Source organism: Shewanella sp. 10N.286.51.B2, from assembly GCF_041469265.1.
Classification (GTDB): domain Bacteria; phylum Pseudomonadota; class Gammaproteobacteria; order Enterobacterales; family Shewanellaceae; genus Shewanella.
This window is the reverse complement of record NZ_JBFRKH010000012.1, coordinates 15583-29891: the sequence shown is the minus strand read 5'-3', so window position 1 is coordinate 29891 and position 14309 is coordinate 15583. Positions and strand designations below refer to the sequence as shown.

The window sequence follows — 14309 nt, the reverse complement described above, 5'->3', positions numbered from 1 at the left end:
AGGTTTTCGTTAAAAGGAATAAAAATGAAAAAAATAAAACTGTTACCCTTAGCGCTTATTGTTAGTAGTTTACTGGGTGGTTGTGCATCAAGCTCCGAAACGCCAACACCTTCAAATATCGAGATGAAACCAGCAACAGGTGAGCAAGTAGCGCCTGCTGATTATGCAAAATTTTCATCAATATTAAGTGCCTCAAAACTGCAAATATCAACACCAAACGCAAAACCCGGCAGTAAATATGAATTAGCTCAAGACAGCAATTTTAGCGGTATCGTTAATGAGCACTTTTATGTAGATAAAGGCTCTGAAGCCCTGGTCATGAATATGGAAGGTTATAAGTTACGTAACGAACTACGCGTCTTAGAAAACTTCAAATCTGATGAAAGCCAAACTTTTTATCGTCTATCTGCTGATTTAATGCCTATCAATCCACGAGAAGCCGTAGAAAATAGCCCTTCGAAAAATGATGCGATGACCTTCTTACAGGTACACAACAAAGGTACTTTTGACGATGGCAAGCATGGTGTGGGTTATATCCCTCACCCATTACTGCGTGTCGTTTACGAAGCCGACCGAAAAGGCATAAAAGATCATTATTGGGCTATCATCAAAAATAACAATGTGAATTGTGGTAAAGACAGTGGAAACCGCGATACGCCTGTTTGTAAAAATTCGTATGTGAGAATGAATTTAGGGAAGTTTACCCCTGATGTGCCAACGCATTTTGACATCATTGTTGGCGATCAAAAGCTGGTCATTAAAGTTGATGGTGTCACTAAAGTGAAGCATGACATTAGCTACTGGAAAGACATGCTAAGCTACTTCAAAGCTGGGGTTTATAACCAGTTCGAAAACGGTAAAAGCGAAGCTCATTTCTACAATTTAGAATACGCCATAGACACAAAACAAGCGCAATAAGCTCTCTTTAATTGCTGAGTAATACACCGCATTACAAACCAATGTAAACCGTTCTTATAAACACACGGATTACATTGGTTTTTCCATCTTACCTTGCCATTGAAATAGCTCTAACGGCCCTTAAACAGGTACTTAGTTCTTACTTTCACGTTCCTGTTGAGCGATTTCCAAATAATTTTGCGCCGCAGTAATGGCTTTAACAGCCCGAGAGTTAAACTCTCGATGATAGAGAATATAAACCACCAGCAAGCTGGCTATTATCAGTAAGATGGGGTTCCAAAACCAACAAAGCGCTGCCATGGAAAAGTAATAACTTCGTAAGCCATAATTGTAAGAGTGAGCGGCCTGATCGCCCACCGTGGCCATTTGGCGCGAATACTTTGCCAAGTTTTTATTGCTTCGTGTGCGATCAATGGGCGCTGCGCCAATCATCACATTTAAAAAGCCATATTGACGCATTGACCAAGTAAATTGAAAAAAGGCTAATACAAAAATACTTGCCAGCATAGCCAACTTCACCTGCACTAAGGCATGATTAGGTTCAGCGGCAAAGGGAATAGAGCTGATCACTTCTTCAAGGCGCTCAACTTGAGCAAATAAGGTCAATACACCCGCCAACACCAGTAAGGTGGTTGAGGCAAAAAAAGCGATATTACGTTCTAAGTTTGCCAACAATGCTGCCTCACCCACACGGATCTCCTTGGTCATCACTTCCGCCATCCAATAGATACGATGCTGATGCAAACAGCGGGCGATACAGTTCGTTGTTTTGGCCTTTTTACGGGCAAAAAAAGTGTAACCCACCCAGCATGAGAAGAAACACGCTAAAGCGATAAAATCGATAAAAGAGAAAAGCATAAGACTCAAGCTATTATGGAATTAATGGTTAATTATGCAACACATTACTCTTGCCTTAAATAGCCTTCATGTTATTAACCGCTAAATAATCAAGTTTAATAACAGCTAGGCAGTTATCAGCTTGATTGAAGCGTATATTTACGACCAAGGCAGCCTTTAAACCGCTAAGCAAATATATTTCATTTCAAGATACTCATCGATACCATGATGGGAGCCTTCGCGGCCAAGCCCTGAAGACTTCACTCCGCCAAAGGGGGCGACTTCATTCGAAATTAACCCGGTATTAACCCCGACCATACCGTACTCAAGGGCTTCTGATACTTGATATACGGTAGAGATATCTTTGGCGTAAAAGTAAGCCGCTAAACCAAACTCGGTATCGTTGGCTTGTTTTATCACTTGTTCAACTGAATCAAATTCAAAAATCGCCGCTAACGGCCCAAAGGTTTCTTTTTTGGCCACTTTCATCGACTGCTTTAGATTAACCAATACTGTCGGCTTAAAAAAGTTAGCGCCTAAAGCATCGCCCTTACCACCCAATACAATTTGACCGCCTTGTTGTAGCGCATCATCAATATGAGCTTGCACCTTTGCTACTGCGGCTTGGTTTATTAGTGGTCCAATAGTGACGCCATCATCTAAGCCGTTACCCACTTTGAGCTGTGCTGCTGCTTGGGTAAACTTTGCCACAAATTGCTGATATAAGCCTTTTTGAACATAGATACGATTAGCGCAAACACAGGTTTGTCCGGCATTACGATATTTGGCTTGAATAGCCCCTTCAACTGCCGCGTCAATATCAGCATCATCAAAGACAATAAACGGTGCATTACCACCAAGCTCAAGGGATAGCTTTTTAATACTTGGCGCGCATTGCTGCATCAGCTTTACGCCTACAGCGGTTGAGCCAGTAAAGGACAACTTTCTCACTATGGGGTTAGCACAAAGCTCTGCACCGATGGCGATGGCATCGCCGCTGATCACGTTAAATACCCCAGCAGGAACGCCGGCTCGACTTGCAAGCTCAGCTAAGGCTAAGGCGCTAAAGGGGGTTTGCGGCGCAGGTTTAAGCACCATAGTGCAACCCGCTGCTAATGCAGGTGCAGCTTTACGGGTTATCATCGCAAGCGGGAAATTCCACGGCGTAATAGCAGCGGTAACGCCTACGGCCTGCTTAATCACCATAATACGTTTATCAGCTTGATGGGCTGGAATGGTCTCACCATAAACCCGTTTGGCCTCTTCAGCGAACCATTGCACAAAGGAGGCGGCATAAGCGACTTCAGCTTTGGCTTCGGCTAATGGCTTACCTTGCTCTAAGGTCATAATCAGCGCTAAATCATCGCTATGGGCTAATATCAGCTCAAACCAAGTCATTAATATTATTTGGCGCTGTTTAGCTGTGAGTGCTTGCCATGCTGCTAAGGCACTATTGGCGCTTTCAATGGCTTGCTGGGTTTCAGTCTGGCCCATTCTTGGCACTGTACCTAGCTCTTTATTGGTGGCAGGATTAATAATCGTGTCGCAATGAGTCGATATGGCATCACGCCATTGCCCATTGATATAACATTGATGACGTAACAAACTGGGGTCTTGTAAATGCACAATCGTATCCTTTAGCAGCAAAATAGCAGACACTACTATCTTAGCTAAGTTTGCGAAGGTTAACGAGCTAACGATTTAGCAACTGGCTGACAACCAAGCTGTGCCCCCATTTCGCCCTTTATAATCGCCGCTTAAATGCCCTGTAAATGTGAGCTAGATTACAAAGCGTTAAAAATAATTGCATTCCTCAACTAGCAGAGTATTTTAATCAGTAAGACATTGAAAATTTTGATTTAACCTACTGAGTCATTTCAATTAATATTCAAGGCACTCAGGCTGTAAATACAAGGATATTGTTATGGTAGATACACTATTTAAAATATTATTTGTGCTGTTATTTCTGGTTATCGCTTACAAGCTCATTTTTTCAGGCAGCAGAGGATTGAAAGTCTTTGAAATGCATTTTAAAAACGGCAAACTCGATAAGCACTCGGGGAAAATCCCTGAAGCATTTCTGCGGGAATGTAAAAATATAGCCAAACACGAAAAGCTCACTTGTACTGTCAGAGCTGAAAAACTGAACGGGGTAAGATTACATGTCTCTGCCAATGTCGGTGACAAAATCACCCAACGGATCAGAAACGTTTTTCCATTTGAGTATTATGATAAGAAGCAACAGGACAATTCAAAGCTAAAGGGTTAAGGAAGCCAGAGGCTTTAGCGGTCAATATAAGTTGTATTAGTTGACCGCTACTGTAATGCCTACAATTTACTTCAATCTACTTCAATCTGCCTTCAATCTGCCTTCAGCCATTGATATTTGAGTTACTCTTTGCTGATGACTAACGTAACCTGAGCAACCGTAACCCCAAATTTGATGATATCGCTTTTGTTTATAATGGTGCTTTCATCCACTAAAAACATCCAGTCATCAAAATGCACCTCATATTCTGAGTCATCAACCTCTAAAATCATGTCATAAGCCCAGCGCAGCGCACTGCCTCTGGCCTCACCGGTCGCAGTGCCTAAAATATCATTCGCCGTACCTTCATATTGGCCATTACCTAAATCGGTTATATGCCAAATTCGGGTTTGCTTTTCGCCATCATCATAAATAAACCACTCGTTAATAACCCCTTTATTACCTTGCCAACTGGCTTCCATAGTGACGGTAAATTTTCGGGTCACTGTGCCAGAGAAGTCTTGTACGATACCCGCCGCAGTTAACTTGCCGTCAAAAAAGCTACGTAAATTAAGTTCCGGAGTGGTTTTATCATAATCTTCAATAGATGCTGATGAACACGCTGTCAATAACACTAACGAAATGACCAGCAAAGATGACTTCTTAGCCATAGCGTAAGCGCATTGCAACTGTCGCCACGTACTGTTTAATGCCGTTAACGCTAAACTTGCTTTAATCATTTCTTAACTCCAATTAACTGCTGACGTAATTTAGGTCTACTGGTATTTTCTGATAACCAAATGCCAAGAAATGCGTCTGCAAACCCCGGTTCTAAGATCATCGCCAAAGGCTGTTCGTTATAAAAAAACTGGCCTTTATTTTGCTCGTGCATCATAAAGCTTAGAGTGTCACCTTGCTTAACATCAGGCCATATACCTTCTAGATGAGCCTGCAGTTGAGGGATGCGACTTTGCTCGATACCAATGTGCTGCCACTGCTCTACGGTAGCTTCAATTAAATCTTCTGCATCAATATCTCTATGGTATTGGATTTCAAGTTTCAGTGGATATTGCTGATTTTTGTATTCACCATCTACTGACATTAGCTTGGCGCTGTAAACCGAAAACCACAATAAATCCAGATCGGCTTGGCCTACCAGTTTAAAATCTGTCGTGGCTAATGCTGTCGAAGCTGGTGTCGTTGGCACTGACGAAGATTGCACTGATGAAATTAGTTCTGCTGCGGGAGTTGGCTCAGTATTTAACTCTTGTGCGTTAGCCAATACGTTTGTACTCATAACAGCTAAGATACAGGCACTAAAAAAAAACCTAACTAAGCTCAAAACAACTAAGTTAAAAATTGCACGTGTATTTACACCAAGCGCATTAGGAACTGCTAACGAGCTTATCCGAGAATAACTATTCATCATATTGAGTTCCTCTATTGAGCCAATATAATCAGCCAACCACAGCCTGATAATTGCACCGCCGTTAGGTACACAAAGCTGGGTTAATTAAATAAGCTGGGCAATTTGTTTCACTTCGTGTTTGTGGCGAATGAACTTGGCAATGTGAAAAAATAACGGCATCAACAAGGCCCAAATAATGGCTAGAATTGCAGTGGTAAACAAATCGCCGTGAGGGAAATCGACCGCGCCAAAGTTGGCTCCAGCAAGGTAACTTAAACTACCAAATACGCCACCAACTAACACTTGAACAATAATGGGTAAGCCGCTAAAAATGCTTAAACTGTAATTAAGTGAAATCGCAAAATAACACCACAGCAGTAATAACCATATAGGCACAACCGTAAAATCAAAAAGCCCCGTTAAGGTAAGCGTTAAGTCAACTAGTACCCCGATAATGGTGCAACTGAGCATCACTTTGATATCTAAAACCCGTTGACGGCTGACGATAAAGTGCCAAATCAACAATAATCCTGGGATATATAGCAGCTGATTGCCAGCTAATACCCCTGCCCACCAGATAATCTGAAAGGCAATAACATTGATGATGATATTATGATTAACCCAGAGCATATACGTTATGCGCCACTGGCTAATGCAGTACGATATTGCGGACTTACTGCCACTAAATGAACTGTGCTGGTAGTTCTTTCTAAAAATCCACCTTCACAATAACTCAGGTAAAACTTCCACATTCTGATAAAGTCTTCGCCATAGCCCATCTCTTTGATTCGGTCTTGGGCTTTATCAAATTTTTCATGCCAATGGTTTAAGGTTTGAGCGTAATCTTTACCCATATCATTGATGGACCACACCACCATGTCAGTTTTATTGGCAATGTGCTTAATCATTTCACTGATAGACGGTAAACAACCACCAGGGAAAATATAGCGCTGGATAAAGTCGACACTTTTACGGTAACTGTCATAGCGCTGATCAGCTATGGTAATGGCTTGAATTAACATGCGCCCATTTGGCTTAAGTAAACTTTCTAACTTCTTAAAGAAGCCCGGTAAATATTCATGACCTACCGCTTCAATCATTTCAATGGACACCACGCGGTCATACTCACCGGTCAAAATACGGTAATCGTCTTTTAACAAAGTTATTTTGTCAGTTAAGCCTTCTTGCTCTACCCGCTCTAGTGCGTAATCATATTGGGCATCAGAGATAGTTGTCGTGGTCACGGTGACATCAAAGTGCTTGGCCGCATATATCGCCAACGCCCCCCAACCAGTACCGACCTCAAGAACGGTTTGCCCCGCTTGTAAATCAAGACGCTCACAAATGGTTTGCAGCTTATGCTGCTGGGCTTGTTCTAAACTGGCATCGTGGTGCGGGTATAGCGCGCTTGAATAGAGCATTTCTTTATCTAGAAACTGCTCATACATCGGGTTGCCTAAATCATAATGCGCCAGAATATTGCGCTTTGAACCCGTTGATGAATTGCGGTTAAACAAATGACCGATACGATTAATACCAACACTAAACCATGAAAAGTAACGCTCAATTTTATCCAGTAATGAGAGGTTTCGGGCAAAAAGCTGCACCACTTTAGTTAAATCAGGGCTCGACCAATGACCTTGAATGTAGGCTTCGCCAGCGCCAATTGAACCACCCCAAATGATCTGCTTGTAAAAACTGGGGTGAGACACCTGCATAGTGGCATGCAAGTCAGAATCGACATTACCAAAGCTTAAGCTTTGCTCTGAGCTGCCAATTGCAGAGTTATCAGAACTAACAATGGTAAGATGGCCATCTGACAAGTGGGCTAATGCCTTAAGCAAAATCTTCTTCGCAAAGCTGTCAGAAATAGTCTCTTGCACTAAGCTGGTGTTGGTTGCCGCATTTTCCATAACTCTCTCCGCTGACTACTTTTTATATGCAATTTTTTCTGCGCTATTAGTATTTTAGCTGTAAATTTTATTTTTACTCATAAACAACAGGTTAGATTTCAATACACTAAAACTCTCGCTAGGCAAAAATTATTTGTTATGAGTTGAACATTACTAAACCAATACGCATCATTTCATGATTTGGTTTAATTTAAGTTTGTGGATGAGAGATAAAAGGGATCCGTTTAATAAATAACTTCAGCGCTTGCCAATAAATTCCAAACATAATTTTCAATGTCATTAGCGGAAAACTGAGCAACATACTGCGAATATTTTTGGCGGTAAAATCCTTTTTCTTGAGGAGTAAACTCGCATCAAACAATTTATTGTCTGCATCATCCCTGTTTTGTATAGTCACATTTAAGCGCTTACTTGGCGCAATCACCTTCCAGAAATAATGCATATCAAGATCCATAAATGGCGAGACATGAAATACTTTATCTGTGGTGGTGGTTTTAATGAGATTGACTAAGTAACAGTGACACTGATCCCACGGTGTATTACTCACCTCCGCCAGCATATAAACCGCTTCATCACCTTGATAGCAAAAATAGAAGTTAACCGGGCTAAAATAAAAACCAAAATGCCTCACTTGGCCAGCAAACACGACTCTGTCACACTGCGTCTGAGCCCCAAGCTTTGCTATCGTCCATAACACCCGCTGTTTCAGCGCTTGCGGCGGGCTCATTTTATCTATCAATGCTGCATCAACAGGGGAGCAATTAAACTGGCTTTCAAGGGCATTTAAATAATCATCAGGATTAAATCGTAGTACTGAGCGCTCAACTGCGCTAAATAAACGGCTAACCTTAGACAACTGGGCCACTTCATCTAAGTCTAATGCCAGCATGGCTATCTGATAACTGAAGCTGTGCTGCTTGGGCGTAAAACGTCGATGAATAATATCGCCACTGTATATTCCACTGCTGAATTCACTCATAGGCTAATGCCAAAATCATTGCACACATCAAGTGCACTGTGAACGCCATCTTCATGAAAACCGTTATACCAATAGGCGCCAGCAAAGTGAGTATGGTTAACGCCGCAAATGCGTTTACGTTCGCCTTGGGCTTTCATGCTCGACTCATTAAACACTGGGTGGGCATAGTTAAATTTTCTGAGAATTTTAGACTCATCAATTAAATCCGTTTGATTTAAAGTCACACAAAAAGTCGGCGCATCTTTAGGTAAGCGCTGTAAAATGTTCATGTTATAAGTCACGCTGGCAGGTCTGTCGGCAATTTCAGCTGCATCCTTGCCTTCTAGGCGGTAATTCCAACTAGCCCATGCCGCTTTGCGTTTTGGCAGTAGATTAGTATCTGTGTGCAAAACTACTTCATTATTTTGATATGCCATAGCCCCTAAGACTTGTTTTTCATCGTCAGTAGCATCGGTTAGCATCGCCAACGCTTGGTCACTGTGACAGGCTAAAATGACTTCATCAAAGCGTTGAACTTCGCCATCATTAATACGTAAGTTAACCCCATCGTCGCTGCGTTCGATAGACGTCACTGCAGAGTCTAAAAACAATCGCTGTTTGAACGGAGCAATAAGCGCAGGAATATAACTGCGAGAGCCACCTTTTAATACATACCATTGTGGGCGGTCACTGATATTAAGTAAGCCATGATTATGGAAGAACTGGATAAAGAAGCGCAGTGAGAATTTGCGCATATCATTGATACTGGCAGACCAAATTGCAGCGCCCATTGGCAAGATATAATGTTCGCTGAAAAAGTCAGAGAAACCTTCAGCATCTAAAAATTCCCCTAAGCTATTACTCGGGTAATTCTTAGCTTCAAAAATGGCCTTACATTGATTATTAAACCGTACTATCTCTGCTAAAAACTTATAAAAATCAGGTTTTAATAAATTACGTCTTTGGGCAAACATGCTCCACAAGGTGTGGCCATTGTATTCCAATCCCGTTTGCACATTACGTACACTAAAGCTCATTTCAGTGGGTAATGATTCAACGTCTATTTTTGCCATTAGCTTTTGAAATCGTGGATAAGTTCTATCATTAAATACAATAAAGCCACTGTCGATAGCATAGGGCTTACCGCCTACTTCAACATCAATGGTCGCGGTATGGCCGCCTATATAATCATTAGCTTCAAATACGCTAACTTGATGAAGTTCACTGAGCAAATGCCCACAGGTCAGCCCTGATATACCCGAACCCACAATTGCTATTTTTTTCATATTATTCCTTCAACTCATTATTATTATTTTTGCTATGACTACAGTTAATGGCATTTCAATTATTGTTAATTTTTCAAGCAGGCTTAACTTATTTTCGGCGCTAAAATTTTATTAATCAGTGCCGATGGTAAACATGATAAGCCCTTAAGCAATAAGGTAAATCGCTTCGGAAAATGAATTTCATCCTTAGCTTTTTTTAATTCTGTAAATATTGTTATTGCCGCTTTTTCAGCAGTAATTTGCATGGGCATAGCAAAGTCATTTTTATCGGTCAAAGGCGTTTTAACAAAGCCTGGGCAAATAACACTGACTCCAATACCAAATGCTTTTAAATCAAGGCGAAGACTGCTAGCGAGGTAATTTACCGCCGCTTTTGAGGCGCCATAAGCTTCCGCTTTTGGGAAAGGCAGGTATGTCGCACTTGAGCTCATTAATGCCACTCTGCCGTTAATGGCCACTAGCGGTAAAAAATGCTCTAAACAATAACCCATCGAGATGACATTAGTTTGAATCACTCGCTCAAATAAAGCGCCATCAAAACGCAGCGGATTTTCAATGTATTCACAACTACCCGCATTAAGAATAACCAGCTGTAATTTCGCGTTAGATGCGGCTAATTTATCTGATAATGTTTGCGCTGCGGTTTGAATTTGCGCTTTATCGTTAATATCAAAAGCAAGCGGCACAACGCCACTTATGGCATTTAAGCGCTGCTCATTACGGCCACAAGCAAATATCATGTAGCCTTTTTCAACATAAAGCATCGATAGTGCTAAACCGATACCAGAACTGGCCCCGGTGATTAACACTGCAGGTCTTGCTACTGATTGATGAACGTTTCCCTGATGAGAGTTAGCTTGTTCCATTATGCTGACGCCTTGTTTTTGATGAACTTAATCAACCGACCTACTAACGGGAGTTGTTCATACAGCATACTGCCAAGATCAAAATAATCGCGATGGGCTGTAATTTTATCGCTAAATTTAAGCTGGCTCATTCCTTCAACAGTGATGAGTTGGCCGTTGTTTAATTTAGGGTGGCGGTAGTGCATTGCCCAGAAAACGGCGGCCTGCTGATGGCTACAGCTCACCTCTTTGATATCAAATTCAATATGGTCAACGTTGGCATAAAGGTTAGCAAAGTACAGGCTGAGATGTTCAATACCTTCAACTTTGTGTAATGGATCTTGAAAGATAATCTCATCGCTATACACCTGATTGAGCAAGTGTAAGCTGTCTTTATTTAGCTGCTGATACATGCCGATAAAGTCATCAATTATTTGTGGTCTGGCAAGATCATTATTGCTGGCTGGCTCAGTTAAATGACTTACGGTATTGGCAGTACTTGGCATTATGTCTCCTTTACCACCTCAAATAACGATTAGCTGATTAACTAATAGCAATCTAGGTGGCGCTTAGCTAAACCTTGCAAACTTTGGTAATCAAATCGAGCTGTCATATTGCGACTGCAAGATTAATAGTAAGCTTAGTTGCACGTTTTGTCCTATGTTTAACCGATAAATAACTTAAATAATCATTGATTTTCAATAAGTAAATAATGCTACTTAATCGGATTGTTAATGATTAATACGCAACGATAGTCGCTGCAGATCACAATAAAAAAGGCGCTTAGTTTTCACTAAGCGCCTTTAATAAACACAATAATCAGCTTTGGCGATATCAGTCTCTATCGCTATTTTAAGCTAATAAATTTAGCTCACTGGTAACCTCTTGCAGCAATTGGGTCCCAGTTTTTCTCAACTTCTTCTTTGATGAATTTTTGCTTCTCTTCGCTTAACTTAACTTCATCAATTCCAACCGCAGCATGAGCAGATTCTTTACTGCTAATGTCAGGGTATTGCACCTCGGTAACCTTAAGCAATCTAAGGACTCCCGCAATAGACTCACGCGCAGCGGTTGCTTGCTCAATAGCTTTAGTTAATAACTCACGACCTTCATCTGGGTTATGGGCATATAAACCATGTGAAGCCATGGCAAAATCCCAGCGCCACTGTCCGTGACGAATCCCCATGATGCCTTCATTCATTTGATGCCAATTTGCACCAGCATCCCAAGCGGCTTTAGCTTCGTAATGCGCCTTAACCAATAGGCCCTCAACCTTACGTGCCATGGCATCAATTTCTTGTTTATCACTGTTCAGTTTAGCTGTGATTTCGTCTTTACTTTGATGACAGCCTTTACAGGTTTGATCAAAATACGGTAATGCTTTATCAACCTTATGGCTGGTAAATGTCTCACCTTGTTCATTTTCTTCCGCAGGCATATGACAAGTAATACAGGTTACGTTATGTTCAGCATGCTTACTTCGGCTCCAATGCTCAAATTCTGGATGACGCGCTTTGAGTATTGGCGTTTTAGAAATAGGGTGAATCCACTCGAAAAAACGGCGGGTATCATAGTACTTCTCAATATCATCAGCTGTACTACCGAAGATCCAAGGCATGTTTACTACGTTACTTTTTTCAGGCTGGAAATAATAAGTCACGTGGCACTGGCCACAAACTTGTGCACCCTGCATAGAAACTGATTGTTCCGCAAATGGCAGACCCACTTTATTCATCGCATTCTGAGCATGAGGCCTTGGTAGGGCTAATTTTTCAGAACCGTTTTCATGGCAATCACTACAATAAACCACGCTTTTAATTTCAGTACCTAAATCGGTAAAGTTTTTTGCTGAATAACCTTCAAAGCCTAACTCATTAATTAGTCTTGGTGCATCAGGGGTTTTACAAGTCCAACAACTGGCAGAGGTGCCTTTCTCGCCTTCTTTTGGTGGCACACCAGTACGCAAGGTTTGGGTAACATCAGCGACAGCAAATTGATGCCCCCTTGGGCTGTGATATTCTTTGGCAAATGATGAACCAGCCCATAAGATGATGTTAGCTGGATACTGGGCTAACATATCTTCACGTTCAGACTGCTCTTCAGTTGCCGCCCATGACTCATAATGTTCAGGAAATTTAGTTTCAAAAATATCCTTGGCTTGTGACGCCACCGCGCCGCCAAAAAAACTCAAGCTTAATAATACCGATACTGCTTTTACTGCCTTTGATTTAACCACTAAATCTCGGGCAACTAGGGATAAACGTTTGTTCACTGTGCTTCCTTAATATTACAAACTGACATAACTGACTAGTATAAATTCTATAGTTTTAACGACTTAAATTGCTTAAAACGGTGACTTCACTTTTAGCTGACCCAGCTTAGCCAGGCCTGCCATCAATACGAGGTCGAGTAAGTATTGGGCTGTAATGCAGCACAAATAATCCAAAAGCCATAAACCAAAACCCACCTGCTAACCACAACCACATTTGGGTTTGAGCGGGTAAAAGCAAAGGCATAATGGCACGAAATATTGCAGCTATGGGTAAACAGGCAAACGCCAATACCATGCTAGGCCCTTGGTAAATATTTCTACTGGTGTGGCCCAGTGACACTCTTGAAATCATGGCTAAACATAAAGATGCGACACAACCCACAGCAAATAAGTGCAACATGCTTCGATAAGCATAGTCATCATTGATAAACCAACCTAACCCCAGTAGCGATAGTGGCAGTGACAAATAAGACACATGTAATGACCACAACATCGGCTCAGACAGGGTTTTGTGGGGTAACCAACGGCTAAATCGAACTAAATGCAGCGTACCTGCTAGCAATAACAACACTTGCTCAACAGCAACTGGGAATAACTTAAATATAGCTTGAACAGCCAAAAGTACCATTAATATCAGCAAGCCCTTTTCTACAACAAAAATTGGCTGAGCTTTAGTAGCCTTTAAACGCATGGCGGTAAAAAACGGAATAACCCGTCCACCAACTATGGTAATCAGTAGCGCCAGCCAAAATATCATTCCCTGCCAAATTTGATTAGCTAAAATAAAATTGCGTTCGTTTAATGCGTAATAACTCACAAGATTAACTATAAGCGCTACCATGAGCATGATTGAAAAACCAATGTTCTGCCATTGCTTTACCCGATAAACGCATCGCCACATGGTAAATGCAGCAATGCCTAAAAAGACACTATCAAAAAATGCCGGTAAAATTAACGGGATATCCATCGGCAATAACAGCAGTAACCTAGCAAGTAGCCAACTGATAAAAGTAATCGCCAGAGGGATGCCTTTAAGGCTAGGTTGATTGGTCCAAGTTTGCACTGCCGTGAGTAAAAAACCACAGACAATAGCTAAAATAAAACCAAATAACATTTCATGGGGGTGCCACCATAAAGGTAATACGTTCGCCCAAAAGTTACTATTAAACAGACTATATTGCGGGGTAAACCAGCCCATTAACCATAATGGAATATACAGCATGGCAATCACTGCGCCACCCAAGAAAAAAGGCCTAAAAGCTAAACGCCAAATAGCAGCGGTTTTTTCCGTTTCTGCTGGGTCGTCAATATTGAGCATAGTAATCAAGCCTTTTTTGGTGAACACATAACATGCATTTTATATACATATTATATTATGCTGTTCTGAGCCAAGCAGCAATAGCGATTAGCCATTCTGTTACAAACCTAATTGAAACTGTGAACTCAGGCAAACAATCATAGCGTGCTTGGAGCAAATAAGCTCAAAACCAAGTCACTGCATTAGCAATGACTATTGGGGAGATGGTTAAGTTAACTCACTCGTTTCGCCAGCTTTAATCGGCAAACAAAGGGGAAGCAAGGACTAAATAAGAATGGAGATATGATTAAAATATACTGCTCATAA

General features: G+C 41.4%; 14 protein-coding genes. 2 read left to right on the top strand and 12 right to left on the bottom strand.

Features of this window, described 5'->3' with window-relative positions; all coding sequences use genetic code 11:
- Window positions 1-24: 24 nt before the first annotated feature.
- Entirely contained in the window at window positions 25-918 is an 894-nt protein-coding gene (locus tag AB4140_RS02850; protein WP_241900957.1) for a polysaccharide lyase family 7 protein, read from the top strand.
- A gap of 132 nt (window positions 919-1050) precedes the next feature.
- On the opposite strand, the gene AB4140_RS02845 is transcribed toward AB4140_RS02850, so the two are convergent.
- Entirely contained in the window at window positions 1051-1776 is a 726-nt protein-coding gene (locus tag AB4140_RS02845; protein WP_102438751.1) for a DUF599 domain-containing protein, read from the bottom strand.
- 156 nt (window positions 1777-1932) lie between these two features.
- Window positions 1933-3381, bottom strand: a complete 1449-nt coding sequence (locus AB4140_RS02840; RefSeq protein WP_371999732.1) for an NAD-dependent succinate-semialdehyde dehydrogenase — start codon at window positions 3379-3381, stop codon at window positions 1933-1935.
- A gap of 298 nt (window positions 3382-3679) precedes the next feature.
- Here AB4140_RS02840 and AB4140_RS02835 point away from each other — a divergent pair, with 298 nt between their 5' ends.
- Window positions 3680-4024: a DUF3634 family protein gene (locus AB4140_RS02835; RefSeq protein ID WP_102438755.1), complete on the top strand. Its 345-nt coding sequence runs from the start codon at window positions 3680-3682 to the stop codon at window positions 4022-4024.
- A 122-nt stretch (window positions 4025-4146) separates the two neighbouring features.
- Here the strand turns inward: AB4140_RS02835 and AB4140_RS02830 are convergent, their stop codons facing one another.
- From AB4140_RS02830 to AB4140_RS02785, 10 genes are all read right to left on the bottom strand, one after another.
- The gene (locus tag AB4140_RS02830; protein ID WP_102439149.1) at window positions 4147-4674 is read right to left on the bottom strand and encodes a DUF3833 domain-containing protein; all 528 of its coding nucleotides are present in this window, start codon (window positions 4672-4674) and stop codon (window positions 4147-4149) included.
- Between the two features lie 65 nt (window positions 4675-4739).
- The gene (locus AB4140_RS02825) at window positions 4740-5300 is read right to left on the bottom strand and encodes a chalcone isomerase family protein (RefSeq protein ID WP_157936284.1); all 561 of its coding nucleotides are present in this window, start codon (window positions 5298-5300) and stop codon (window positions 4740-4742) included.
- A 216-nt stretch (window positions 5301-5516) separates the two neighbouring features.
- Complete coding sequence (locus AB4140_RS02820; protein ID WP_102475539.1) at window positions 5517-6041, bottom strand: DUF2878 domain-containing protein; 525 nt, start codon at window positions 6039-6041, stop codon at window positions 5517-5519.
- A gap of 5 nt (window positions 6042-6046) precedes the next feature.
- Window positions 6047-7324, bottom strand: a complete 1278-nt coding sequence (locus tag AB4140_RS02815) for a class I SAM-dependent methyltransferase (RefSeq protein WP_371999729.1) — start codon at window positions 7322-7324, stop codon at window positions 6047-6049.
- A 190-nt stretch (window positions 7325-7514) separates the two neighbouring features.
- Complete coding sequence (locus AB4140_RS02810) at window positions 7515-8303, bottom strand: DUF1365 domain-containing protein (protein ID WP_371999727.1); 789 nt, start codon at window positions 8301-8303, stop codon at window positions 7515-7517.
- Window positions 8300-9568, bottom strand: coding sequence for an NAD(P)/FAD-dependent oxidoreductase (locus AB4140_RS02805; protein ID WP_303458840.1), 1269 nt, complete (start codon window positions 9566-9568; stop codon window positions 8300-8302). Before AB4140_RS02805 ends, AB4140_RS02810 begins: the two co-directional genes overlap by 4 nt.
- A gap of 83 nt (window positions 9569-9651) precedes the next feature.
- Entirely contained in the window at window positions 9652-10434 is a 783-nt protein-coding gene (locus AB4140_RS02800; protein WP_371999725.1) for an SDR family NAD(P)-dependent oxidoreductase, read from the bottom strand.
- Window positions 10434-10919 carry a nuclear transport factor 2 family protein gene (locus AB4140_RS02795; protein ID WP_371999723.1) on the bottom strand — a complete coding sequence of 162 codons (486 nt, stop codon included), beginning with the start codon at window positions 10917-10919 and terminating at the stop codon, window positions 10434-10436. Before AB4140_RS02795 ends, AB4140_RS02800 begins: the two co-directional genes overlap by 1 nt.
- Window positions 10920-11284: 365 nt before the next feature.
- Complete coding sequence (locus AB4140_RS02790; protein WP_303458948.1) at window positions 11285-12604, bottom strand: ammonia-forming cytochrome c nitrite reductase subunit c552; 1320 nt, start codon at window positions 12602-12604, stop codon at window positions 11285-11287.
- Window positions 12605-12791: 187 nt separating this feature from the next.
- Window positions 12792-14003, bottom strand: coding sequence for an NnrS family protein (locus AB4140_RS02785; protein WP_371999721.1), 1212 nt, complete (start codon window positions 14001-14003; stop codon window positions 12792-12794).
- Window positions 14004-14309: the final 306 nt, after the last annotated feature.

Coding starts and splice junctions, on each gene's coding strand:
- AB4140_RS02785 (WP_371999721.1), bottom strand. CDS start 14,003: ATGCTCAATATTGACGACCCAGCAGAAACGGAAAAAACCGCTGCTATT.
- AB4140_RS02800 (WP_371999725.1), bottom strand. CDS start 10,434: ATGGAACAAGCTAACTCTCATCAGGGAAACGTTCATCAATCAGTAGCA.
- AB4140_RS02830 (WP_102439149.1), bottom strand. CDS start 4,674: ATGGCTAAGAAGTCATCTTTGCTGGTCATTTCGTTAGTGTTATTGACA.
- AB4140_RS02805 (WP_303458840.1), bottom strand. CDS start 9,568: ATGAAAAAAATAGCAATTGTGGGTTCGGGTATATCAGGGCTGACCTGT.
- AB4140_RS02850 (WP_241900957.1), top strand. CDS start 25: ATGAAAAAAATAAAACTGTTACCCTTAGCGCTTATTGTTAGTAGTTTA.
- AB4140_RS02810 (WP_371999727.1), bottom strand. CDS start 8,303: ATGAGTGAATTCAGCAGTGGAATATACAGTGGCGATATTATTCATCGA.
- AB4140_RS02825 (WP_157936284.1), bottom strand. CDS start 5,300: ATGAGTACAAACGTATTGGCTAACGCACAAGAGTTAAATACTGAGCCA.
- AB4140_RS02845 (WP_102438751.1), bottom strand. CDS start 1,776: ATGCTTTTCTCTTTTATCGATTTTATCGCTTTAGCGTGTTTCTTCTCA.
- AB4140_RS02820 (WP_102475539.1), bottom strand. CDS start 6,041: ATGCTCTGGGTTAATCATAATATCATCATCAATGTTATTGCCTTTCAG.
- AB4140_RS02815 (WP_371999729.1), bottom strand. CDS start 7,324: ATGGAAAATGCGGCAACCAACACCAGCTTAGTGCAAGAGACTATTTCT.
- AB4140_RS02795 (WP_371999723.1), bottom strand. CDS start 10,919: ATGCCAAGTACTGCCAATACCGTAAGTCATTTAACTGAGCCAGCCAGC.
- AB4140_RS02835 (WP_102438755.1), top strand. CDS start 3,680: ATGGTAGATACACTATTTAAAATATTATTTGTGCTGTTATTTCTGGTT.